The sequence below is a fragment of the Amycolatopsis sp. NBC_00348 genome (assembly GCF_036114655.1).
Taxonomy (GTDB): Bacteria; Actinomycetota; Actinomycetes; order Mycobacteriales; family Pseudonocardiaceae; genus Amycolatopsis.
In genome coordinates this window covers 4,485,755-4,507,749 of the sequence record NZ_CP107994.1, presented here as the reverse complement: position 1 = coordinate 4,507,749, position 21,995 = coordinate 4,485,755, and the positions used below count along the sequence as shown (strand labels likewise).

At 71.8% G+C, this 21,995-nt stretch carries 20 protein-coding genes; 12 read left to right on the top strand and 8 right to left on the bottom strand.

The window, feature by feature from the left end:
- Window positions 1-216: 216 nt before the first annotated feature.
- Complete coding sequence (locus tag OHS58_RS19660) at window positions 217-1,044, bottom strand: SCO6745 family protein (RefSeq protein ID WP_442875547.1); 828 nt, start codon at window positions 1,042-1,044, stop codon at window positions 217-219.
- A gap of 101 nt (window positions 1,045-1,145) precedes the next feature.
- Entirely contained in the window at window positions 1,146-2,141 is a 996-nt protein-coding gene (locus OHS58_RS19655) for a LacI family DNA-binding transcriptional regulator (protein WP_328649354.1), read from the bottom strand.
- Window positions 2,142-2,214: 73 nt separating this feature from the next.
- On the opposite strand from OHS58_RS19655, the gene OHS58_RS19650 reads away from it, so the two are divergent.
- A complete protein-coding gene (locus tag OHS58_RS19650) occupies window positions 2,215-3,033 on the top strand; it encodes a phytanoyl-CoA dioxygenase family protein (protein ID WP_328649353.1) in 819 nt (272 codons plus the stop codon).
- A 19-nt stretch (window positions 3,034-3,052) separates the two neighbouring features.
- Here OHS58_RS19650 and OHS58_RS19645 read toward each other — a convergent pair whose 3' ends face one another.
- On the bottom strand, window positions 3,053-3,292 hold the full coding sequence (locus OHS58_RS19645) for a hypothetical protein (RefSeq protein WP_326954316.1): 240 nt from the start codon (window positions 3,290-3,292) through the stop codon (window positions 3,053-3,055).
- Between the two features lie 219 nt (window positions 3,293-3,511).
- Here OHS58_RS19645 and OHS58_RS19640 point away from each other — a divergent pair, with 219 nt between their 5' ends.
- The 3 genes from OHS58_RS19640 to OHS58_RS19630 all read left to right on the top strand — a co-directional run bounded on the left by OHS58_RS19640 (window position 3,512) and on the right by OHS58_RS19630 (window position 6,802).
- Window positions 3,512-4,549, top strand: a complete 1,038-nt coding sequence (locus OHS58_RS19640) for a fatty acid desaturase family protein (protein ID WP_328649352.1) — start codon at window positions 3,512-3,514, stop codon at window positions 4,547-4,549.
- 305 nt (window positions 4,550-4,854) lie between these two features.
- Entirely contained in the window at window positions 4,855-5,232 is a 378-nt protein-coding gene (locus tag OHS58_RS19635; RefSeq protein WP_328649351.1) for an STAS domain-containing protein, read from the top strand.
- Window positions 5,233-5,341: 109 nt separating this feature from the next.
- Window positions 5,342-6,802 (top strand): alpha/beta hydrolase, encoded by a 1,461-nt coding sequence (locus tag OHS58_RS19630; RefSeq protein WP_328649350.1) that lies wholly within the window; start codon window positions 5,342-5,344, stop codon window positions 6,800-6,802.
- Between the two features lie 57 nt (window positions 6,803-6,859).
- Here the strand turns inward: OHS58_RS19630 and OHS58_RS19625 are convergent, their stop codons facing one another.
- Window positions 6,860-8,317: an MDR family MFS transporter gene (locus OHS58_RS19625; RefSeq protein WP_328649349.1), complete on the bottom strand. Its 1,458-nt coding sequence runs from the start codon at window positions 8,315-8,317 to the stop codon at window positions 6,860-6,862.
- Window positions 8,314-9,849 carry a hypothetical protein gene (locus OHS58_RS19620; protein WP_328649348.1) on the bottom strand — a complete coding sequence of 512 codons (1,536 nt, stop codon included), beginning with the start codon at window positions 9,847-9,849 and terminating at the stop codon, window positions 8,314-8,316. The genes OHS58_RS19625 and OHS58_RS19620 overlap by 4 nt, the downstream gene beginning before the upstream one ends.
- 188 nt (window positions 9,850-10,037) lie before the next feature.
- On the opposite strand from OHS58_RS19620, the gene OHS58_RS19615 reads away from it, so the two are divergent.
- Genes OHS58_RS19615 through OHS58_RS19605 form a run of 3 tightly spaced genes read left to right on the top strand, consistent with a single transcriptional unit; the run spans window position 10,038 to window position 12,305 of the window.
- The gene (locus tag OHS58_RS19615) at window positions 10,038-11,195 is read left to right on the top strand and encodes an acyl-CoA dehydrogenase family protein (RefSeq protein ID WP_328649347.1); all 1,158 of its coding nucleotides are present in this window, start codon (window positions 10,038-10,040) and stop codon (window positions 11,193-11,195) included.
- A gap of 21 nt (window positions 11,196-11,216) precedes the next feature.
- Window positions 11,217-12,002 carry an FAS1-like dehydratase domain-containing protein gene (locus OHS58_RS19610; RefSeq protein ID WP_328649346.1) on the top strand — a complete coding sequence of 262 codons (786 nt, stop codon included), beginning with the start codon at window positions 11,217-11,219 and terminating at the stop codon, window positions 12,000-12,002.
- Window positions 12,003-12,056: 54 nt separating this feature from the next.
- Window positions 12,057-12,305, top strand: coding sequence for an Atu4866 domain-containing protein (locus OHS58_RS19605; RefSeq protein WP_326954308.1), 249 nt, complete (start codon window positions 12,057-12,059; stop codon window positions 12,303-12,305).
- Between the two features lie 255 nt (window positions 12,306-12,560).
- Here the strand turns inward: OHS58_RS19605 and OHS58_RS19600 are convergent, their stop codons facing one another.
- The 3 genes from OHS58_RS19600 to OHS58_RS19590 all read right to left on the bottom strand — a co-directional run bounded on the left by OHS58_RS19600 (window position 12,561) and on the right by OHS58_RS19590 (window position 17,659).
- The gene (locus tag OHS58_RS19600) at window positions 12,561-15,728 is read right to left on the bottom strand and encodes a family 78 glycoside hydrolase catalytic domain (RefSeq protein ID WP_328649345.1); all 3,168 of its coding nucleotides are present in this window, start codon (window positions 15,726-15,728) and stop codon (window positions 12,561-12,563) included.
- A 170-nt stretch (window positions 15,729-15,898) separates the two neighbouring features.
- The gene (locus OHS58_RS19595; RefSeq protein ID WP_328649344.1) at window positions 15,899-16,711 is read right to left on the bottom strand and encodes a CPBP family intramembrane glutamic endopeptidase; all 813 of its coding nucleotides are present in this window, start codon (window positions 16,709-16,711) and stop codon (window positions 15,899-15,901) included.
- Between the two features lie 60 nt (window positions 16,712-16,771).
- Entirely contained in the window at window positions 16,772-17,659 is an 888-nt protein-coding gene (locus OHS58_RS19590; protein WP_328649343.1) for an alpha/beta hydrolase family protein, read from the bottom strand.
- A 77-nt stretch (window positions 17,660-17,736) separates the two neighbouring features.
- On the opposite strand from OHS58_RS19590, the gene OHS58_RS19585 reads away from it, so the two are divergent.
- The 5 genes from OHS58_RS19585 to OHS58_RS19565 all read left to right on the top strand — a co-directional run bounded on the left by OHS58_RS19585 (window position 17,737) and on the right by OHS58_RS19565 (window position 21,636).
- A complete protein-coding gene (locus OHS58_RS19585) occupies window positions 17,737-18,276 on the top strand; it encodes a helix-turn-helix domain-containing protein (RefSeq protein ID WP_326954304.1) in 540 nt (179 codons plus the stop codon).
- 80 nt (window positions 18,277-18,356) lie between these two features.
- On the top strand, window positions 18,357-18,797 hold the full coding sequence (locus OHS58_RS19580; protein ID WP_328649342.1) for a MarR family winged helix-turn-helix transcriptional regulator: 441 nt from the start codon (window positions 18,357-18,359) through the stop codon (window positions 18,795-18,797).
- Between the two features lie 27 nt (window positions 18,798-18,824).
- Window positions 18,825-20,519 carry an MFS transporter gene (locus OHS58_RS19575; protein WP_328649341.1) on the top strand — a complete coding sequence of 565 codons (1,695 nt, stop codon included), beginning with the start codon at window positions 18,825-18,827 and terminating at the stop codon, window positions 20,517-20,519.
- The gene (locus OHS58_RS19570; protein WP_328649340.1) at window positions 20,510-21,076 is read left to right on the top strand and encodes an isochorismatase family protein; all 567 of its coding nucleotides are present in this window, start codon (window positions 20,510-20,512) and stop codon (window positions 21,074-21,076) included. The genes OHS58_RS19575 and OHS58_RS19570 overlap by 10 nt, the downstream gene beginning before the upstream one ends.
- Window positions 21,073-21,636 (top strand): YbhB/YbcL family Raf kinase inhibitor-like protein, encoded by a 564-nt coding sequence (locus tag OHS58_RS19565; protein WP_328649339.1) that lies wholly within the window; start codon window positions 21,073-21,075, stop codon window positions 21,634-21,636. The genes OHS58_RS19570 and OHS58_RS19565 overlap by 4 nt, the downstream gene beginning before the upstream one ends.
- Window positions 21,637-21,995 lie beyond the last annotated feature (359 nt).

Here is a 21,995-nt window from a genome sequence, read left to right as displayed (position 1 = left end):
AGGGGCTCTCGGCGGGCTGGGTCGCGTTCCTCTCGCGGCGCGCCTTGGTTACTGCGGTGCGGCCCGGCCGGCGTCGAGGCATTGCGGGTTCGCCCCGGTGCCTCGGCAGGCGCTCGTGGAGGTGCGGATCAGCGGGCTTCGACCGTGCTGGCTGTACTTCCTACACGATCGACGCGTCGCCCGACGTTCCGGTCGTCGTCGGCTGAAACCCTGTCGTCACTGGGATCCCGTGGCCACCAGCCGCGCGGTGATGGGTTCCAGCTCGGTGATCAGCTCGTCGAGTTCGGCGGGGGACAGGGCTTCGTACGGCGGGACGGCGAGAGCGTCGGTCAGGGCTTCGATGCGGTACTTGGTCTCGCGGCCCGCGTCGGTGAACCGGCCCTCGGCGTCGACCAGCCCGCGCTTGCGCAAGCCCGCCATGACCTCGGCCAGCCGCTCCTTCGGCAGGTGGTGGATGCGCCCGAACGACTCCGCCGGGTGGATGTCCATGTCCAGCGCGCTGAGCACGTGCGACTCCGTGCCGCCGATGCCCGCGCCGACCAGCGCGGCGATGTGCCCGTCACCGCGGTGCTCGCGCAGCATGGTCGCGGAGTGCCACAGCCGGGCGACCGGGTCGCCCGGCACCGCGACGGTGCGCATCCCGGCGTACATCACCCGGCCCGCGGTGGGCGCGCTCGTCGCGGCCTTGGTCGTCAGGTCGGCGGCGCGGACCAGGCCCGGGGAGCCGGCCAGCTCGTCGCCGAGGATCCGCCGCAGGGACGCCGCGCTGCCCCTTTCCCGCGCGGCGAGCGACGCCTCGGGCGGGATCGTCTCCCACGCGCTCGGGATGTGCCGCGCGGCCTCGCCGTCGGCGAAGTTGTAGAACGCCGCGTGCACGACCTGCGCCGGCACCTGCCCCAGCGGCGCGGCGCGGCCGGCGAAGTAGCCGTCCCAGTAGGTGCGGTGGCCGAGCGCGGCCTGCTCCTCGTTGCTCTCGTCGGCGGCGAAGGTGACCATGCAGATCGGCTCGAGGAGCTCGAACATGCGACGAGCGAGGTGAGTCATGTGCTTCCTTACGGTCTTGCCCGGGTCGCGCACCGCGCGGTGGATCGATCGGCAGGTTGTATCCCGCCGCTGCGGGGACCGGTCCCCGCAGCGGCGGCCGGTCAGCTCGTGCCGCGCACGACCAGGCGGTGCGGCGCGACGATCGACCGCGGTGGTTCCGCCGCGCCCGCCCGCCGGGTGAGGCGGTCCAGGGCCAGCTCGGCGATGCGGTCCTTGTCCGGGGCCACCGTCGTGAGCGACGGGACGCTGTAGCGGCCGTCCTCGATGTCGTCGAATCCCACCAGCGCCAGGGAATCCGGCACCGCGACGCCCCGGTCGGCCGCCGCGCGCAGGGCGCCCAGCGCCAGTTCGTCGGTGAAGCAGAACACCGCGTCCGGGGGTTGCGGCAAGTCCAGCAGTCGCAGCATCGCGCGGTGGCCGTCGGCGCGGTGCAGACGCGGGACCGGCACCTCCAGCTCCGGGTCGGCCGGCAAACCCGAGCCGGCCAGCGCGGCCCGGTAGCCCGCGAGCCGCTGGCGGGCGGTCGCGTTCAGGGACTCCGGCTGGATGCCGACCGCCGCGACGCGCCGGCGGCCCGACGCCAGCAGGTGCCCGGTCGCCTCGCGCGCGGCCGCGACGTTGTCGATCGCGACGTGGTTGACGCCCGCCGTGCCGTCGTGCTCGCCCAGCAGCACCAGGGGGACCGTGTCGGTGCGGGCGGCCAGCTCCGCGGGCGCCACCGCCCACGGGCTGAACAGCACGCCGTCGACGAGCTGGCTGCGCTTGCCGTGCAGCAGCTGCTTCTCGCGCTCGGCGTCGCCGTCGGTCTGGTCGATGAGCACCGTCAGCCCCCGGGCGCCGGCGATGCGCACGGTCCGCGCGGCCAGCTCGGCGAAGTACGGCGAGTCGATCTCGGGGATCACCAGCGCCACCAGGCCGGTCCGGCCGCGGCGCAGCGTCCGGGCGGCCAGGTTGGGCAGGTAGCCGAGCGAGTCGATGCTCGCCTGCACCCGCTCCCGGGTCGCCGGGGCGACGTACCGGAACCCGTTGACGACGTTGGACACCGTCCGCACCGACACCCCGGCGTGCTCGGCCACGTCACGCAGCTTCGGGCTCATCTTCGTACCCTAACCCTTGCAACGTGGCATGCCACGTTGCAAACTGGCTGCCACGCCGTCAGGAGGTCCGCCGATGACCCGAGTGACCCCGTTCACCGCCGCCGAAGTCGAGTCCCACACCGAGCGCCTGCACGATGACGGCATCATCGGCCTCCCGGGCGCCTTCACCCGCGACTGGGTGACGCGGCTCGGCGAGGACATCGACACCGCGTTCGCCGAGGCCCGCGCCCGTCCGGACGGTGCCGTCGGCCGCGGTCCGAACCGCTTCTACGTCGAGATCCACCCGGAGCAGCTGCGCGGGTTCACCGACCTGGCCACCCACCCGTGGATCACCGCGATCGCCGAAGCGGTGCTGGGCCCGGAGTACCGGATCGTCGAGGTCGGCTTCGACGTCCCGCTGGCCGGCGCGGCCGACCAGCCGTGGCACCGCGACTTCCCGGCTCCGGAGGGGACCGCGTTGACGTCGCTCGCGGTCAACGTCACCGCCGTCGACACCGAACCCGACATGGGGCCGTTCGAGATCGCCCCCGGCACGCACCGGGACGACGGCGGCGCGTTCGAGCACGGCATGTTCCCGGCGCGCGAGACCTACCCGCGCTACCGGGAGCGCGCGACGCGCAAGTTCCCGAAGATGGGGGACATCTCGATCCGGTCGGCGCTGACCGTGCACCGCGGCACCGCGAACCGGTCGAGGAAGGCCCGCCCGGTCCTCGTGCTGGGCCTCGACGCGCCGGGCGCGGGCCACGACGCCCACCACGACACCGCCGTGACGCGCGGGTACTGGGCGTCGCTGCCGGCGTCCCTGCGAGCCCACCTGCGCTGCCCGATCGTCGGCACCCTGACGCCCATCACCCAGAAGCACACGATCGAAGGCCTGGTGATGGGCGAGTGACGCGACCCCGGGCCGTGGGTCAGGACTGTTCCGGCGGTTCCGGCGGCTGCGGTGCGGCGAACCCGCCCGGTCCGGCCGCGGCCGAGTAGGGCGCGACGGGTGGCGTCGCGGCCGGTGCCACGGGCGGCGCCGAGGGCGGCGGCGCGGCCGAGTAAGGCGCCACGGGCGGAACCGGCTCGCGAGCTTCGTTCTCCGCCGCTTCCGGCGTCGGGGGCGACCCGCTGTCTCGCTGCGGCGACTGGTCGCGGTCTTGGGTCATGCGAACCTCCGGGGGTAGAGGCAGATCCGTGCCTCGGCGGTACCGACGCGGACATCGGCCTGTAGTGCGATCGGCTACCCGGACGGCTCCCCGATAAACGAGATCGGAGAGGCGCGGCACAGCGTGATCTTGTTTAGCGCGACCCGCGTCCGGGAATCCGGCGCGGGTAGACAAGTGGTGGCCCCAGTCCTCGGCGCCGCAGGACTGGGAAGGAAACACATGACTACGTCTCCGATGAGCGCCGAGGCGGGCGCGCGCGCGACGTCGCGCAACGACTTCGGTGATCTCGGCCGCCTGGTGCGCAGCGAAGGGCTGCTCGACCGGCGTTACGGTTACTACGCGGTGAAAATCAGCCTCACGCTGCTCGCCCTGGTCGGCGGCTGCGTGGCGTTCGTGCTGCTGGGCGACTCGTGGTGGCAGCTGGCGACCGCGGTGTTCTTCGCCGTGATGTTCGCCCAGATCGCGTTCCTCGGCCACGACGCGGGGCACAACCAGATCTTCCGCACCGGCCGGGCCAACGACCGGCTGGGTTACGCCCTCGGCGGGATCGTCGGCATGAGCTACGGCTGGTGGATGGGCAAGCACACCCGTCACCACGCCGGCCCCAACCACGAGGACGACGACCCCGACATCGACATCCCGCTGCTCGCCTTCACCCGCGGGCAGACGGGTGACAAGCGCGGGCTCGTGCGCTGGACGTCGAAGTACCAGGCGTTCCTGTTCTTCCCGTTGCTGCTGCTGGAAGGGCTGAGCCTGCACTGGGCCGGCATCCAGGCCGTGCGCGACGACGAGGTCAAGCACCGCCGGCTCGAAGCGGTGCTGCTCTTCGCCCACATCGGTGTCTACCTCGGCGCGGTGTTCGTGGTGCTGTCCCCGCCGGTGGCGCTGGCGTTCATCGCCGTGCACCAGGGGCTGTGGGGCGTGTACATGGGCTGCTCGTTCGCGCCGGGCCACAAGGGGATGCCCACCTACACCGACAAGACGAAGCTCGACTTCCTGCGCAAGCAGGTGCTCACCAGCCGCAACGTCCGCGGCGGCCCGTGGGTGGACTTCACCCTCGGCGGGCTGAACTACCAGATCGAGCACCACCTGTTCCCGAGCATGCCGCGGGTCAACCTGCGCCGCGCGCAGCCGCTGGTGCGGAAGTTCTGCGACGACCACGGGATCGACTACGCCCAGTGCGGGTTGTTCAAAACGTACTACTACGTCCTGCGTTACCTGCACGACGTCAGCGCACCGCTCCGCGTGGCGCATTAGTCCACTTCGGACAGTTGCCGGAGGGCGGCCGGGACCGGCCGGCGCATCACCGTAGGGTCACGGGCGTCAGCCGACCGGGCGAACCGTGTCGGCCGCACGGGTTGACCTGGCGCTCACCCGTCGTCAGCGTTTGTGACGCGCCGTCGCGGGCATTACGGTGGCGGGAGAGTGAAGGTCGGCGCCCAGGCCCCGCGCGGACGGTCCTGTCCACGCCTCCGGGAGACCGCGCCATGATTCCTGCACAGCCATTCCCTGGAACACCTGCCAGTCGGGAGCCGCGCCGGTCCGCCGGGCCGCGGCTGCTGGTGCGCCAGAGCGAAGCCGGGGCCGGGGTGCTGGTGGTCGCCGCGGCCGGCATCCTCGACGGGACCACGGCGTGGCTGCTGCAGCGCGCTCTCTGGCGGGACCTGCCCGCGACGACGGTGGTCGACCTGTCGGACGTGCCGGTCCTGGGCATCGCCGGCGTGCGCGTCCTCGAAGGTGCCGCGGCCCGCGCCCGGGCCGAGCAGCGCCGGATCGCCCTCGTGACGCGCTCGTTCTCCGTCAACCGGGTGCTGCGCCTGTTCGCCCTCGACGTGCGTGTCCCCGTCTACGCGCGGCTGGCGGACGCGGTCGGCGGCACGCGGGGGCTGCACACCGCAGCCGGGCCCAGCGTCTCGCACTCGAGGCAACGCCACCAGTGACGTCACGTCACGCCCACTGGTGATGCCTTCGCACTGTTCGGTGAGCCCGGTCCGCGATGGGATTCGACCATCGCCTGGCGCCGAGGGGGCGCCACGAGAAGGGACACCGATGAAGAAGTTCTTGCTGGCCGCGGCGATCGCCGCGGTCGCCGCGACGGCCCTGGTGCCGAGCGCGTCCGCCGCGCCGTCGCCGCCGGACACCCTGAAGTGGGGAACCTGTCCGGCCACCACGTTCCCCACCCCGGACCTGCAGTGCACGACGCTGAAGGTGCCGCTGGACTACCGGGACCCGGGCGGGCGCGAGATCGACCTCCTGGTTTCGAAGATGCCGAGCAAGAACCCGGAAAAGCGGCGCGGGGTGCTGTTGACGAACCCGGGCGGTCCCGGCGTCGGGGGCTGGGACTACCCGCAGCTGATGACGCTCAAGGGGTTGCCGGCCCCGCTGCCGCAGGGCGTGCGCGACGCGTACGACGTGATCGGGTTCGACCCGCGCGGCGTCGGGCACAGCACGCCGGTGACCTGCGACCTGACGCCGGAGCAGCAGGCGATCGGCAACCTGCCCTACGCGAAGGACGCGGCCGACGTCGTGAAGCAGGCGGAGGTCGCGAAGGCGGAAGCCAAGCAGTGCGCGACCTCGAAGACCGGGTGGATGCTGCCGCACGTGACCACGGCGAACACCGCGCGGGACATGGACCGCATCCGCGAGGCGCTGGGCGAGACCCAGGTTTCCTACCTGGGCGGCTCGTACGGCACGTACCTGGGCGCGGTGTACACGACGATGTTCCCGCGGCGCAGCGACCGGATCGTGCTGGACAGCAACCTCGGGCCGGACGGCTACGACGTCGACGCGATGCGTGCCTTCGGCCGGGGCCTGGAAGACCGGTTCCCGGACTTCGCGAAGTTCGCCGCGGCGCACCCGGAGTACGGGCTGGGCACCACGCCCGCCCAGTTGACCGCGAAGTTCTACGACCTGGCCGCCCGCCTGGACAAGAAGCCGGTCGGCGCGTTCACCGGCGGGATCTTCCGCGGGCTGAACTTCAGCTTCACCTACGGCGACACCTCGTTCCCCATGCTGGCGGCCGCGTGGCAGTCGCTGGACCAGGGCAAGGTGCCGACGCTGGCCGGGGAGGCCGCCACGGAGAACGCCTTCGCCGCCCGGTTCGCCGTCATCTGCACCGACTCGGTCTGGCCGAAGTCGGTGGCGGGCTACCAGCGTGACGTCGCGGTCGACCGCGTCCGGTACCCGATGCTCGGCGCGGCTTCGGCGAACATCTCGGCGTGCGCGTACTGGCAGGCCCCGGCGGCGGAGCCGAAGGTGCGGATCACCGGGAACGGCCCGTCGAACGTCCTGCTGGTGCAGAACCGGCGCGACCCGGGCACCCCGCTGGTGAACGCCCGCAAGCTGCGCGCGGCCTTCGGTGACCGGGCCCGGATGGTCACCATCGACCAGGGTGGCCACGGCGCCTACGTGGTCGCGCCGAACAAGTGCGGCAACAACGCGGTGACCGACTTCCTGGTCACGGGCGAGCGCCCGGCGCACGACACGTCCTGCGCGGCGGAAACCTCCTGATCGACGCGGTTGCGGGCCCGGCCGGCGTGAAACCGGCTGGGCCCGCAAACGTTTACGTCACCCGGTCGTGGACGAGTCCTTCGCCGGGGCGGGCACGTCCAGGCTGGTGCGCAGCACAACCGGCTTGAGCAGGACCGCCGCGAGCACGCCCAGCAGCGCGACGCCCGCGGAGATGGCGAAGATGTGCCCGGTGGCGGCCCCGTACGCGGCCGGCGCCGGGACACCTTCGGCTGTGCTGCCGGCGACCTGGTGGGCGAGGATCGCGCCGAGCACGGCGACGCCGATCGTGCCGCCCAGCGACCGGAAGAACGACACGGTGGCGCTCGCCGCGCCGATGTCCTGCAGCGGCACGACGTTCTGCACGACGAGGACGAAGTTCTGCAACGTCATGCCGACACCGGCGCCGATCAGGAGCATGGCGACGCCGATCAGGACCAGCGGCGTGTGCTCGTCGATGAGCCCCAGCCCGGCGAACCCGGCGGCGAGGCTGACGGCGCCGGTGACGAGGAACGGCTTCAGCCGGCCGGTGCGGCTGATCCGGCGGCCGGCGACGATCGAGAAGACCAGGATGCCCGCCATCATCGGGATGGTCAGCAGCCCGGCCTCGGTGGGGGAGTGCCCGCGGCTGACCTGGAAGTACTGGCTGAGGAAGACGGCGGCGCCGTACATCGCGGTGCCGGCGGCGAGGCTGCCGAGCACGGCCAGCGCGGTGGTGCGCTGCCGGATGATGCGCGGCGGCACCACGGGTTCGGCGGCCCGCAGCTCGACCCGGACGGTCAGCGCGAGCAGCACCAGGGTGCCGCCGACCATGACGGCACTCTGCCACGAGACCCAGGCGAACGAGTCGCCGGCGAACGACACCCAGATCAGCAGCAGGCTCACCCCGCCGGTGATCAGGGTGGCGCCCCAGTAGTCGATGCGGACGTTGTCACGGCGCACGACGGGCAGGCGCAAGGTCAGCTGCAGCAGGATCATGGCGACGACCGCGAAGGGCACGCCGATGAAGAAGCACCAGCGCCAGCCCAGCCACGACGTGTCGACGAGGTAGCCGCCCAGCAGCGGCCCGCCGATCGTGGACAACGCCGTGACGCTGCTCTGGTAACCGGCGTACCGGCCGCGTTCGCGGGGCGGGATCATCGTGGCGATGGCGATCTGCACCAGCGACTGCAGGCCGCCGACGCCGATGCCCTGCAGCGCGCGGGCGCCGATCAGCTGCCCCGCGTCCTGGGCCAGGCCGGCGGCGATCGAGCCGGCGATGAACACGCCGGCGGTGAGCTGGATGAGGGACTTCTTGCTGTAGAGGTCGGCGAGCTTGCCCCAGATCGGCGTCGCGGCGGTGGCGGCGAGCAGGGTCGCGGTGACGACCCAGGCGTACTGGGTGGGCGAGCCGTGCAGGTCGCGCAGCATCCGGGGCAGCGCGGTGGCGACGACGGTGCTGCTCAGCGTCGAGACGAACAGGGCCAGCAGCAGGCCGGTGAGCGCCTGGAGGATCTGCCGGCGTCCCGGCGCGGTCACGGCGTTTCCGCGGGGGTGAGGTGCAGGAGGACGCCGTCGGCGGCGAGGTAGAGGCTGTGGTCGGCCGCCGCGGCGAGGCCGGCGAACGGCCGCGGCACGCCCGGCATACCGTGGGTGAACAGCGCCGGCTGATCCCTTGTGGACGGTCCGACCCCGGGAAGGTCCGCCGCGGTCCGGCTTTCCCCGGTCGACAGGTCGACCTCGATGACCTGGTGGAGTCCGGTTTCGGCGACGAACAGCCGGCCGTCGCTCACGACGATCCCTTGTGGACGGTCGAGCCCGTCGGCGAGCACGGTCGGCGTCTCCCCGTCGAGCCGGTACACCGCGCCGCGGTCCTCGTCGCTGACGTACCAGCGCCCGTCATCGGCCACCGCGACGTCGACCGGGCGGCCGAGTCCCTCGGCCAGCACGCCGACGGTGTCGTCGGCGTCGATGGTGCGCACCCTTCCGGCCCCGGCTTCGGCGACCACGAGCACGCCGTCCTGGCGCAGCGCGATCCCCAGCGGCTGGTCCAGCCCGGACGCCCGGGTGCGCACGGCCCGCGTCGTCCGGTCGTACGTCCGGACCTGGCCGTACTGCGAGGTGAGGTGGAGCAGGTCGCCGTCGGCGGTGATGCCGTGCGCGAAGGTGAGCAGCCCGGTGGTGGCGACGTCGTCGTCCGGCGTCCGCGGGCGGGCGACGCGGTAGTGGTCGGCGGTGTGCACGCCGCCGCCGAGGTCGATCGTCACGCCGAACGGGCCGGCGAGGCCGCGGGGCGTGATCTCGCGGGTGCGCCCGTCGGGGTGCAGTTCGGTGATGCCGCCGCCGGTGTAGCTGGAGACGTACATCCGGTTCCCGTCGTCGAAGGCGGCGTTGTCGAGCCCGGGAATCCCGCTGGTGACGAGGGATTCGGTGCCGGAGCCGTGGAGGTCGACACGGGTGACGATGCCGGCGACGCCGCGGGAGAGCACGAGCAGCACACCGGCCTGGTCGAAGCGGACGGCGACGGGCTCGTGCACGTTCGCGGCGACGAGCTCCGGTTCGCCGCCGTCGGGCGGGATGCGGAAGACCTCGCCGGTCATCATGTGCGGGTAGTAGAGGTGGCCGTCGGGGCCGAGCTGCATGGCGTTGCCCATGGCGAGCCCGCCGGTGAGCACCACGGGCCCGTCGTCACGCAGCTCCAGCAGGCGCCCGCCCGGGATCATCTCGTTGACGAACAGCCGGTCGCCGACGCAGGCGATCCCGTTGGGCAGCCGCACCTGGTCGGTGACCAGGCTGAACGCGCCGTCGGGCCGGCGTCGCCAGACCCGGCCGGGGACCAGGTCGGTGACGTACATCAAGCCGTCCGCGCCGAAGGCGAGATCGTCCGGCGCCTGCACCGGCCCGCCGGCCGGCACGATCACCTCGACGTCACCGGAGGCGACGTCGACGGCGCTGATCTGCCCGGCCAGGAACTGCGCCGCGTACAGCCGCCCGTCCGGCCCGAAGGCGATGCCGTTCGACCCCCGCAGGGGCGCGGGCCGGGTCAGCCGCCGAGCCCGGAAGCCGGTCATGGGTCCCCTTCCGGTGTTTAAAGCAACTGCTTGATTCACGATACAGGTGGATCTTCGGGGGTGCGTCCGGGGCTAGGCGCTCCTCCCGGCGGCAGCACCCCGCCGCCGTGGAACTGGCGGCTGGTGCACGTTCGCCCACCGGCTGGGCCACCATTACCCGGTTGGCCGGCCACAGAGAGGAAGTCGTCATGGACGGGCTCACCGAAGAGGAAGTGGCGATCGTCGCCCTGGTGGGGGAGTTCGTCGACCGCGAAGTGCGGCCCGTGGCGCGGGAGCTCGACCACGGCGACGTCTACCCGGAGCAGCTCATCGAGCAGATGAAGGCGATGGGCATCTTCGGCCTAGCGATCCCCGGACCGTGGGGCGAGGCGCACGTGTCCGCGCGGTGCTACGCCGCCGTCACCGAGGAGCTGGCCCGCGGCTGGATGAGCCTGGCCGGCGCGATGGGCGGGCACACCGTCGTGGCGAAGCTGCTGCTCGACCACGGCACGCCGGAGCAGCGGGACGCCTACCTGCCGAAGATGGCGACCGGCGAGATCCGCGCGACGATGGCCCTGACCGAACCCGGCGGCGGCTCCGACCTGCAGGCCCTGCGCACCACCGCCCGCCGCGACGGCGACGCCTACGTCGTCAACGGCTCCAAGACGTGGATCACGAACGCCCGCCGCTCCCAGCTCATCGCCCTGTTGTGCAAGACCGATCCCGCCGCGGACCCGGCGCACAGCGGCATCAGCATCCTGCTCGCCGAGCACGGCCCCGGCTTCCACGTCTCGCGCGACCTGCCGAAGCTGGGCTACAAGGGCGTCGAGAGCTGCGAACTGGCCTTCGACGACTTCCGCATCCCGGCGACAGCACTGCTCGGCGGGACGGAAGGCCGCGGGTTCACGCAGATGATGCGCGGGCTGGAGATCGGCCGCATCCAGGTCGCCTGCCGGGCGCTGGGTGTCGGGCGCGCCGCACTCGAAGACTCGCTGCGCTACGCCCAGGAGCGCGAGAGTTTCGGCAAGCCGATCTGGCAGCACCAGTCCGTCGGCAACCTCCTGGCGGACATGGCCACCAAGCTCGAGGCCGCGCGGCAGCTGGTGCACCACGCCGCCCGCCGGTACGACTCCGGCGAGCGCGCCGACCTGGAAGCCGGGATGGCGAAGCTGTTCGCGTCGGAGACGGCCATGGAGATCGCCCTCGACGCGGTGCGGATCCACGGCGGGTACGGCTATTCCACCGAGTTCGACGTCGAACGGTACTTCCGCGACGCGCCGCTGATGATCGTCGGCGAGGGCACCAACGAGATCCAGCGGAACGTCATCGCGCGCCAGCTCGTCAAGCGGCACCCGATCCCGTCCTGACCCTCGCGCGGAAGGAGACACATGGACCGCACGGAGCTGATCCAGCCCGAGCCGGCCGAGGCGCTCGCCGCGTTGCTCGGGGTGCCGCTGCCGGACGTCGAGGCCGGGCTTCCGTTGCTGTGGCACTGGTTGTACCTGCTGGAGCGGCCCGCGCAGGCGGACCTCGGCCCGGACGGCCACCCGCTGCGCGGCGGGGTCCTCGCCCCGCCGGGCCCGGGGCGACGTCGCATGTGGGCGGGCGGCCGGGTCCGGACGTCCGGGGCGCTGCGCTGCGGCGAACCCGCGACCCGGCACTCGGAAGTCCTGTCCAAGACGGAGAAACACGGCCGGTCCGGCGCGCTGACGTTCGTCGTCGTCGCGCACCGGATCTCGCAGCGCGGGCAGGTCGTGGTCGACGAGCGGCAGGACGTCGTCTACCGCGAAGCCGGCCTACCGAGCCTGCCCGAAGACGGTCCGGTGGTCCCGCCCGCAGCCGGCGACCGGGCGCTCGACGTGACGCCGACGCTGCTGTTCCGCTTCTCCGCCCTGACCTACAACGCCCACCGCATCCACTACGACCGCGACTACAGTCGCGACGTCGAGGGCTATCCCGGCCTGCTCACCCACGGCCCGCTCCAGGCCCTGGCCATGGCGGAAGCCGCCCGCGCGGCCGGGTGCGACGGCGACCAGACCTTCGACTACCGGCTCGTCTCACCGCTGTTCGACCACCAAGGCCTGATCGCCCGCGCCGACATCGCGGCGGACGGCGTCACGACGGCCGTCCGCGACCGTCACGGCCGGCAGACCGCCACCGGCACGCTGCGCTGAGCCTGGGAGTACCACGGCCTGGTTGCGCCAGGGGAGACCGGCGACGCTGGAAGCATGGACAACGAACACGCCCCCGTCACCGGGATGTGGGTGACCGCCGACGGGCACATCCGCCAGGAACTGCGGCCGGACGGCCGATACGACGAAGCCCGCGGCACCAGGAAGAGCGCCTACACCGGCAGCTACACCGTGGCCGGCAACCACATCGACTACGTCGACGACACGGGCTTCACCGCAACCGGCGACATCCGCGACGGTGTGCTGTACCACGAGCACCTGGTCCTCTACCGCGAAGCCGACTGAGCCACACGCTCCACAGTGGACCAGCGGTGTCGTCGGTGACTCCAACCCACGTGACCAAGCCCATCACCCACGTGATCGAAGCCGTAACCCACGTGACTGAGGCCAGAACTCGCGTGATCGAAGCCGGAACTCGCGACTTCCGGGCCCAATCACGCGAGTCACGGCTCTGATCACGCGAGTTCGGGCTCGGATCACGTCGGTGACGGGCTGGGTCACGCGGGTGACGGGTCAGCTGTCCCGTCACCCGGCCGATCCTCACAAGGTCGAGCGGAAGACGTAGTCGCCCGAGCCGACCCGGTAGGTGACGTAACCGTTCTGCGCCCCCGCGAACCGGGCGCCCGGGGATGCCTGGACGGCGCGGGCGTCGCGGGTCGGCACCGAGATCTCGGCCGTCGCTCCTACCGGCACTCCGGCGCGCAGGGTGAAACGGCCGTGGTCTCGGGTCCACGCCGAGCTCACCTGGCCGAGCGGGGACTCGACGTGGGCCGACGCGGTCGTGAGGTCGCCGACCGGGTGGGGCTGGATCTTGACCGCCGTGTAGCCGGGCGCCGCCGGCTCGATCCCGGCGACGCGCTGGTAGAGCCAATCGTCGACGGTGCCGAGGAAGGCGTGGTCGTGCGAGCGCGACGTGGCGGCCCACTCCTCCCACATCGTGGTGGCACCGAGACCGGTGAACCAGTAGCCCCAGCCGGGGTACGTCGGGTTCGTCGCCACTTGGTAGGCGAGGTCGCCGTACCCGGCGTCGGTGAGCGCCGGGAGGATGATCTTCGTGCCCAGCGCCCCGGTGTTGAGGTGGACGCCGCGCGTCTTGACGTCGTTGACGAGGTTCGCGACCACGGCCGGGCGGTTCTGCGCCGGGACGATGCCGAGGCTCAGCGGCAGCAGGTTCGACGTCTGGCGGTAGCCTGCCGCGCGGTCGTCGTAGTACGCCCCGGACGCCTTGTCGAGGAACGTCGTGTTGAGCGCGTTCGCGACCGTGCCCGCGAAGGCGTCGAAGTGCTTGGCGTCGGCTTCGTGGCCCAAAGCGCGGGCGATCTTGGCCATGGTCGTGGCCGTCTTGTCGATGTAGGCCGTGCCGGAGAGCCGGGTGCCCTCGGGCGGGTTCGCGGCGCCGGGCGCGAGCCAGTCGCCGTAGCTGAAGCCGGTGTAGATGTTCCCGGTCTTCGCGATGTCCTGCTCGTAGAAGGCGAGCCACGCCTTCATCGCGTCGTAGTTCTCGGCGAGGGCGCGGGTGTCGCCGTAGTACCAGTAGAGGTCCCACGTGATCAGGACGAAGCTCGCCGACCAGACCGGGTCCTTGACCTGCTTGCCGCCGACCGTCGCGGGCACGGTCTGGCCGATCGACCCGTCCGGGTTCTGGTCGTCGCGGTGCTCGCGCATCCAGTTCTCGTAGAAGTCCTGCATGTCGAAGTGGGCGATCGCGGAGTCGGCCGACAGGTGCGCGTCCGCGGTGTAAGGCCGCTTCTCGTACATCGGGGTGTCGGTCGGGACGGAGTGCAGGTTGTTCAGGATCGTGTTCGCTTCGGCGTCGTCGTAGCGGTTGAGCAGCGGGCTGGAGCTGGTGAAATCGCCGGTGGTGGCGACGGCCGTGTGGACGCGTTCGGCGTCGACCGACGCGACGGTGACCCCCGCCGGCGCGGCGACCTGGACGTAGCGGAAGCCCGCGTAGCTGTAGCTGGGCTGGTAGCTCTCCAAGCCGTCGCCCTTGAGGATGTAGGTATAGGACTGCAGTTGCATGCCGAACCCGCCGACGTTGTCGACCGTGCCGTCCGGGTTCAGCTTCTCGCCGTAGGTGATCGTCACCTGGGCGCCGGCGGGCCCGCGCAGGCCCACCCGCGCCCAGCCCGCGGTCGGACCGGCGACGTCGTAGACGTGCACGCCGTCGCGGGGCGCGGTGACCGCGGTGATCGGCAGGTCGTCGGTCACCTTGATGGGCGGGAACGCCTCCGCGCGCAGCGTCCCGGCGGGGCCGGTCACCGGCAGTGCGGGCCGCCAGCCGGTGGCGTCGAACCCGGTGGTGGTCCAGCCGGGCCGCTCCAGCCGCGCGTCGTAGGTCTCGCCGAACCAGAGCGACTCCGTGCGGGTGGGCCCGTCGGCGACCTTCCAGGTGTTGTCGCTGGTGACCCGCTTGCTGCTGCCGTCCTGGTAGGTGACGTCGAGCTCGAGCTTCAGCTTGGGCTCGCTGTGCCACGGCGAAGCGACCCACTCGTCGGGGTTCGTCATCGCGTAGTACCCGCGGCCCAGGCTCACGCCCACCGCGTTGCCGCCCGCGCGCAGGGCCGCGGTGACGTCGTAGGTCGTGTACAGCGCGGTCTTGTCGTAAACGGTGAACCCGGGGTCGAGCTCGTGGTCCCCGACCTTGGCGCCGTTGAGGTAGAGCTTGTAGTAGCCGAGACCGGCGATGTACACCCGAGCGGACTTGATCGGCTTGTTCAGGGTGAACTCGTTGCGCAGCAACGGTTCCGGCGGGGGAGGAGTGCTGACGGAGCTGCCCCACGGACCGGACCCGTACGCGGCGGCCACCAGCGCCTGCGGCCAGGCCGCGTCGTCGAAGTCCGGTTGCTGCCAGCCGGTCGCGGCGGTGTTCGCGGACTTCCAGGTCGCGTCGGTGACGAGTTCGAAGGGGGCGCCCGAGCTTTCGACCCGGAGCTTGCCGAGGAAGCCGGCCGGCCCGGGCTGGGCGTTGGTCGCCTCGGCCGCGATCACGTTGCGGCCGGGACGCAGCGCCGTCGAGACGTCGACGACGGTCGCCGTCCGCCAGGAGTCGCCGACGTGCGGCGAGGCGGCGACCTGCTGTCCGTTGACGGACACGGTGAAGCTGTCGTCGGCCGTGAGCTCGAGCTGGGCCGACGTGATCCGGTCGCCGGCGGGCAGGTCGAACGCGCGCCGGAAGTACCGCGTGCCGACGGGTGCCGAGTCGGCCGGATTCCCTTCGGGGTACCAGATCCAGCTCGCGCCGGTCAGCGACGGCGGCGTCGCGGTCGTCTGCGCGCCGATCCAGTCACCCTGGAACTCGCCCGGCGCCAGGAACGCCGTCTCGAACGACGCCGGTGCACTCCACCGCGAAGCGTGCCGGGCGGCGTCCCAGACCTGGACGCGCCAGAAGTAGCGGTTCCGCGCCTTCAGGGCGTGGCCGGCGTAGGTGACGTCGAAGGACTGCGACGACCGCACTTCGCCGCTGTCCCAGACGTTCGCGGGCCCGCCGGCCTCGGTGGAGACCACGATCCGGTACGCCGACTGACGCGCGGTGTCCTTCGCGGTCAGCGCCCAGCCGAACCGCGGCCGGGCGACGTCGACCCCGAGCGGGTCGGTCTGGTGCTCGACCTGCAGGCCGCCGGCCTGGACGTCGCCGAGCGCGGGAAACGCCTCGACGGGCGCCACCCCCAGGACCAGGAAGGTCAGCAGGGCCAACGAAGCCGTCATCAGGCGCGAAGACATCGCGTTCCTCTCTCCGTTGACAGGGCGGCGGTCGATCCCCGACGAAATGAATCGTTTCAACCCGCGTGACGAGGATGATGGTAGGCAGAACTCCGACCCGGTGACAAGAGGCCGGCGGTCGCCTCCGTGGCGACCGCCGGCCGGCTCCGGCCGCGTCAGGCCCGCGCCGGGCGAGGACCGCGGCCGAGCAACACGAGCGCGACAACGGCTTGCACGACCAGGACGATCGCCTGCGCCGCCGGCGCGTTGACGGTCAGCAGCGCGACGGTCGTGTTGACGCCGAAATGGACCGCGATCGACGCCGGAACACCACCGCGTTCGTAGGCGAAAACGGTCAGCAGCCCCATCGGGATGACACCGAGAATGAACAGCAGACCGCTCAAGCTGAACAGGCCGAAAGAAGCCTGGATCGTGCCGGTGATGAAGAACAACGGCAGGTGCCACACGGCCCAGATGACACCCAGCAGCAAACCGGCCTGCAGCCGCGTCATCGACGCGCGCAGGCGCGGATAAGCTGTGCCGCGCCAGCCGGGCTCCTCGGCCAGCGGACCGCCGATCAGCATGCTGATCACGAACGCAACGGGTCCGCCGGCGGTCGTGACCAGGTGCTGTCCCGCCGTCAGGCTCAGCGGGGGACCGCCGAGGACGTCCGCGAGCAGCACGGCGGCGACGACGGTCGCGGATGCCAGTACCAACAAGGGAAGTATCCAGAACCACCGCACGCCCGGCCGGGAGCCGACCGCGTGCGCCGGGGCGGGTTCACCGCGGCGGGCGCGCCGCACCCGGACGGCGATCGCGCCGAACACCGGGCCGAAGCCGCCGAGCAGGTAGGGGACGACGGTGGGGGAGCTCGTCGGCGGTCCGCCGAGCAGGATCGCGACGAGCCAGAACGCCCAGCTCGTCGTGAACGTGACGGTCCAGAAAAGGGTCAGCCCGCTTTTCCGCCGAACCGGGGAAATGGTGGTCACGCGAATGCCTTTCGTTCGAAAATGGGCAGCATCGAGCCCGGGAACAATTCGTTTTCTGAGTTACTTGAGTCGGTTTGCGAGCCAGCCGGACACCTGGGCGAGCAGGTCGGCGTCGACGGGACGGCGCAGCTGCCGGCGGTAGGACCGCACCGACGCGCGGCCGGCGTCGCGGCGCAACAGGTGGGTGAGGTCGGGGATCCGGTGGACCTCGGCCTCGCCGGGCACCAGCCGGCGGATCTCGGCCAGGTCCGCGGCGTCGACCTGGACGTCCTTCCCGCCGGTGATCGCCAGCACGGGCACCCGGATGTCCGCGAGGTCCGGGCGCGGGTCGTGGGCGAGCAGTTCGCGCGTCCACCGGGCGTTGACCGGGAACCCGGCGACCCGGGTGGCGTCCGTGGTCTTGATCCGGGCCAGCTGTCGCCGGGCGAAGGCCCGCAGCGCGGGTCGCACGAACGCGGGGAGGTCGCGGACGATCATCCCGGCTTGCCACCGCAGAGCGTCCTCGCCGAGGCGGGCGAACCCGGCCAGCAGCACCACCGCGGCGACGTCGGCGTGCGCGCCGAGGGCCATGGCGTGGACGGCGCCTTCGCTGTGCCCGACCACGCCGACGGCGTCGGCCCGGACGTCCGGCCGGGCGGCCAGGGCGCGCACGGCGGCGGCCGCGTCGCGCCGGTTGTCGGCGAACCCGGCCGCGAGCCAGTCGCCGGGGTTGGCGCCGACGCCGCGCCGGTCGTAACGCAGCGAGGCGATCCCTTGGCGCGCAAGGGCTTCGGCCAGCGCGGGCCCGGCCCCCGTGCGGAGCCGGCGCGTGCCGGCGTCCCGGTCCAGCCGTCCGGATCCGTGCAGCAGCAGGACGGCCGGGTGCGGGCCGGCGCCCGCGGGCAGGGTCAGGGTGCCGGCCAGCGGCAGTCCGTCGTCCGCGGTGACCGTCGTGTCGACGTCCCGCATGAGTCGTCCCCCATCATTCTCGATCGTGCAAATGTTCTCGACTGTGAGAACAGTATCGTATGTGAGAACATTGGTCCATGGCGACCGCCGATCTCCTCCTGCACCCCGTCCGGATGCGCATCCTGCAAGCGCTGTTCGACGCCGATCCGCTGACCACCGCGCAGTTGCGCGAGCGCATCCCCGATGTGGCGCCGGCCACGATGTACCGGCAGATCGCGGTGCTGGCCGAGGCCGGGGTGCTGGAGGTGGCCCAGGAGCGGCGGGTGCGCGGCACGATCGAGCGCAGCTACCGGGTGCGCAAGGAGGAGGCGGTGGTCGACCCCGAGGCGCGCGCGGCGATGTCGAAGGAGGACCACCTGCGGTCGTACACGACGTTCGCGGCGTCGCTGCTGGGGGACTTCGACCGCTACCTGGCCCACCCGGACGCCGACCCGCACGCGGACGGCGTCGTCTACCGGCAGGCGGCGGTGTGGCTGACGGAAGAAGAGTTCGCCGTGATGGTCGAGGAGATCGAGAAGGCGGTCGTCTCGCGGTTCGAGAACGTCCGCGAGGGCCGCATCCGGCGCGTCGTCAGCCTGGTCGTGGTCCCGGACGAACCTCAGGCAAGCGCCGGGTAAGACCGGCCGCGCACCTCGCCGAGGCCTACATGAGCGCGCCTGGAATTTACTAAGGCAGGTTGATAAGGTAGCCTTAGTACATGACCGTTGATCCGGATCCCGGCGAGGTTGCCGCTGTCCTGCTGGCGAGTGTCAGCGTGCTGGTGCGACGGGTGCGGCAGGTGCCCGCCGAGGGGGGCCTCACGATGCCCGAGCGCACCGCGCTGGCGCTGCTGGATCGCTCGGGTCCCACCACTTCCTCGGCGCTCGCCCGGGAAGTGCAGATCACCGCGCAGGCGATGGGGGCGACGCTCGGCGCGTTGCGGGATCGCGGCCTCGTCGAACGCCGGCCGGACCCGGACGACGGCCGGCGCGCGGTGCTGCTGGTCACCGACGCCGGGCGGCAGGCCTTGCGGGACAAGCGGAACGCGCGGGCCGAGCTCATCGCGCGGGCTCTGACCGGCGGCGAGTTCACCCCGGCGGAGCTGGCGCGGCTCGCGGCGGCCGCGCCCTTGCTGGACCGGCTGGCCCAGCACCTCTGACACGCGAAACCACGAGGGAGCGAGCCGATGACCGAGACGCGCGCGGCCGGCGACCGGTACAAGTGGACGGCGCTGACCAACACGACCGCCGCCGTCTTCATGTCCGCGCTGGACGGTTCCATCGTGCTGATCGCCCTGCCCGCGATCTTCACGGGCGTGCACCTGGATCCGTTGGCCCCGGGGAACATCGCCTACCTGCTGTGGATGATCATGGGGTACCGGCTGGTCCAGGCCGTCCTCGTGGTCACCGTCGGGCGCCTGGGCGACATGTACGGCCGGGTCCGGATCTACAACGCCGGCTTCGCGGTCTTCACCTTCGCCTCGATCCTGCTGTCCTTCGACCCCTTCGACGGCGGTCACGGCGCTCTGTGGCTGATCGCCTGGCGGGTGCTGCAGGCCGTCGGCGGGTCGATGCTGACCGCGAACTCCGCCGCGATCCTGACCGACGCCTTCCCGGCGGAGCAGCGCGGGTTCGCCCTGGGCATCAACCAGGTGGCGGGCCTCGGCGGGATGTTCATCGGCCTGGTCGCGGGCGGGCTGCTCGCGGCCTGGGACTGGCGCGCGGTGTTCTGGGTGAACGTGCCCATCGGCGTGTTCTTCACGGTGTGGGCCTACCGCACCCTGCGCGAGACCGGAAAGCGCGGCGGCGGCCGGATCGACTGGTGGGGCAACGTCACCTTCGCGGTCGGCCTGAGCGCGGTCCTGATCGGGATCACCGCGGGGTTGCAGCCCCACGGCGGCCACACCATGGGCTGGAGCAACCCGCTCGTCCAGATCCTGATCGCCGGGGGACTGGTGCTGCTGGCCGCCTTCGTCGTCATCGAGAACCGCGTCAAAGCCCCGATGATCCAGCTGAGCCTCTTCCGCTTGCGCGCCTTCACCTTCGGCAACCTGGCGGGCCTGGCCATCTCGATCGGCCGCGGCGGTCTGCAGTTCGTGCTGATCATCTGGCTGCAGGGGATCTGGCTGCCCCTGCACGGTTACGACTACGAGAGCACCCCGTTGTGGGCCGGCATCTTCATGCTGCCGCTGACGGCCGGTTTCCTCGCGGCCGGACCGATCTCCGGCTACCTGTCCGACCGGTTCGGCTCCCGGGGCCTGGCCACCGGCGGCGCGGCGCTGTTCGGCGCCAGCTTCCTGGGCCTGATGCTCCTGCCGATCGACTTCGGCTACGGGGTGTTCGCGCTGCTGATCGCGCTCAACGGGATCGCCAGCGGCATGTTCGCTTCGCCCAACTCGTCGTCGATCATGGGCAGCGTGCCCGCGGACCTGCGCGGCGTGGCCTCGGGCATGCGCGCCACCTTCCAGAACTCCGGCACCGCCGTCTCCATCGGCGTGTTCTTCTCGCTGATGATCGCCGGACTGGCGAGCAACCTCCCGCACACGCTCACCGCCGGCCTGCAGCAGCAGGGCGTGCCGGCCGGTGTCGCCGGCCAGATCGGCGCGCTGCCGCCGGTGTCGTCGCTGTTCGCCGCCCAGCTGGGCGTCAACCCGATCCAGCACCTGCTCGAACCCGGCGGCACCCTGGCCGGTCTCACCGCGGCCCAGCGGCAGACCCTGACCGGCCGCGAGTTCTTCCCGAACCTGATCTCCGGGCCCTTCCACTCGGGTCTGGTCATCGTGTTCGCCTTCGGTGCCGCCCTCGCCTTCCTCGCCGCGATCGCGTCCCTGCTGCGCGGCGCCACCAGCCGATCCTCACAGGAGAAACCACCGTGCCGCTGACCACCATCGACCCCAGGTCCGCGCTCGTCGTCATCGATCTGCAACAGGGAATCGTCGACGCCCACCGCGATCCCGCCGTCACCGCGGCCGTCAAGCAGGCGGCCTACCTGGCCGCCGAGTTCCGGCGGCACGAGCTGCCCGTGGTCCTGGTCAACGTCACCGGCCGCGCGCCGGGACGCACCGACGCCGGCGGGGCCGCGAGCAGCGCCCCGCCGCCGGCCGGCTGGGCCGACCTCGTCGACGACCTCGACGTCCGGCCGACCGACCACCTGATCACCAAGCGGCGGCGCAGCGCGTTCCACGACACCGGCCTCGACACGCTCCTGCGGGACCTGGGCGTCACCCAGATCGTGCTCGCCGGCATCTCGACCAGCTCCGGCGTCGAGTCGACCGCGCGCTCGGGCGCCGACCACGGCTACCACGTCGTCCTGGCCACCGACGCCATGACCGACCCCGACGCCGTCGCCCACCGGCACAGCGTCGAACGCGTCTTCCCCAAGCTCGGCGAAACCGCCACCACCGCCGAGGTCATCGGCATGGTCGAGGCGACCCGATGACGCTGCTCGGCCGGCTCCTGCGCAACCGCCGGGCCGGCGACACCCACCTGGCCTGGAACCTGCCCAACCTCCAGGGTCCCGACCAGCTGACGCTCACCAGCCGGGACTTCGACGACGGCGGCCCGCTGCCGCTGGCGCAGTGCGCCAAGCACATCGGCGGCGCCGACCGGTCTCCCCAGCTGGCCTGGACGGCGCTGCCGCCCGCCACCGCCCAGCTCCTCGTGGTCGTCGAAGACGTCGACGTCCCGCTGGGCAAGCCCGCCGTGCACTGCGTCGCGCTGGCCGATCCGTCGGGCGGACCGCTGGAAACCGGTGCCCTGACGGCGAAAGAGCCTGGTCCCGGCGTCCGGGTGCTGCGGTCCACCATCGGCCGGGGCTACCACGGTCCCGCGCCGGTCAAGGGGCACGGGCCGCACCACTACGTCTTCCAGCTCTTCGCGCTGTCCGCGCCGGTTCCCGACTCACCGTCACCGGAGCGGGCGCGGCCCCGCACGTTGCTGCCCGTGATCACCGGCCCCGTTCTCGCCCGCGGCCGGCTGACCGGCGTTTTCGAACGCTGAGCCCGTTGCCCGCGGATTAATCGGCAAGCCGGCGCGGACGTGGCAAACGATACGGGAAGTCCGGGGCGATTCATCGAAATCATCGAACGAGCCGCTCCGGGACACGGAACGGCCGCAGCCGGGAATTGATCCGGCTGCGGCCGTCGGGTCGGGGTGACCGAGTTGTAACCCATTCTGTGGCCGGGGAGGTCGGGGAGACCTAGTTGTAACCCATTTCGTCGGTCGAAACGCGGTTGTACCCCATTTCGTCCGGAACGGCCGTGCTCACGGGGGCCGATGTCACGTTCTCGTCACGGGCAGCAGCCGTGGGGGAAGTACCCAGGACGGCCAGGGCCAAAACGTTCAGGGCAACTGCGGCG

Coding starts and splice junctions, on each gene's coding strand:
- OHS58_RS19660 (WP_442875547.1), bottom strand. CDS start 1,044: ATGACTCACCTCGCTCGTCGCATGTTCGAGCTCCTCGAGCCGATCTGC.
- OHS58_RS19655 (WP_328649354.1), bottom strand. CDS start 2,141: ATGAGCCCGAAGCTGCGTGACGTGGCCGAGCACGCCGGGGTGTCGGTG.
- OHS58_RS19650 (WP_328649353.1), top strand. CDS start 2,215: ATGACCCGAGTGACCCCGTTCACCGCCGCCGAAGTCGAGTCCCACACC.
- OHS58_RS19645 (WP_326954316.1), bottom strand. CDS start 3,292: ATGACCCAAGACCGCGACCAGTCGCCGCAGCGAGACAGCGGGTCGCCC.
- OHS58_RS19640 (WP_328649352.1), top strand. CDS start 3,512: ATGACTACGTCTCCGATGAGCGCCGAGGCGGGCGCGCGCGCGACGTCG.
- OHS58_RS19630 (WP_328649350.1), top strand. CDS start 5,342: ATGAAGAAGTTCTTGCTGGCCGCGGCGATCGCCGCGGTCGCCGCGACG.
- OHS58_RS19620 (WP_328649348.1), bottom strand. CDS start 9,849: ATGACCGGCTTCCGGGCTCGGCGGCTGACCCGGCCCGCGCCCCTGCGG.
- OHS58_RS19615 (WP_328649347.1), top strand. CDS start 10,038: ATGGACGGGCTCACCGAAGAGGAAGTGGCGATCGTCGCCCTGGTGGGG.
- OHS58_RS19610 (WP_328649346.1), top strand. CDS start 11,217: ATGGACCGCACGGAGCTGATCCAGCCCGAGCCGGCCGAGGCGCTCGCC.
- OHS58_RS19605 (WP_326954308.1), top strand. CDS start 12,057: ATGGACAACGAACACGCCCCCGTCACCGGGATGTGGGTGACCGCCGAC.
- OHS58_RS19600 (WP_328649345.1), bottom strand. CDS start 15,728: ATGACGGCTTCGTTGGCCCTGCTGACCTTCCTGGTCCTGGGGGTGGCG.
- OHS58_RS19590 (WP_328649343.1), bottom strand. CDS start 17,659: ATGCGGGACGTCGACACGACGGTCACCGCGGACGACGGACTGCCGCTG.
- OHS58_RS19585 (WP_326954304.1), top strand. CDS start 17,737: ATGGCGACCGCCGATCTCCTCCTGCACCCCGTCCGGATGCGCATCCTG.
- OHS58_RS19580 (WP_328649342.1), top strand. CDS start 18,357: ATGACCGTTGATCCGGATCCCGGCGAGGTTGCCGCTGTCCTGCTGGCG.
- OHS58_RS19575 (WP_328649341.1), top strand. CDS start 18,825: ATGACCGAGACGCGCGCGGCCGGCGACCGGTACAAGTGGACGGCGCTG.
- OHS58_RS19565 (WP_328649339.1), top strand. CDS start 21,073: ATGACGCTGCTCGGCCGGCTCCTGCGCAACCGCCGGGCCGGCGACACC.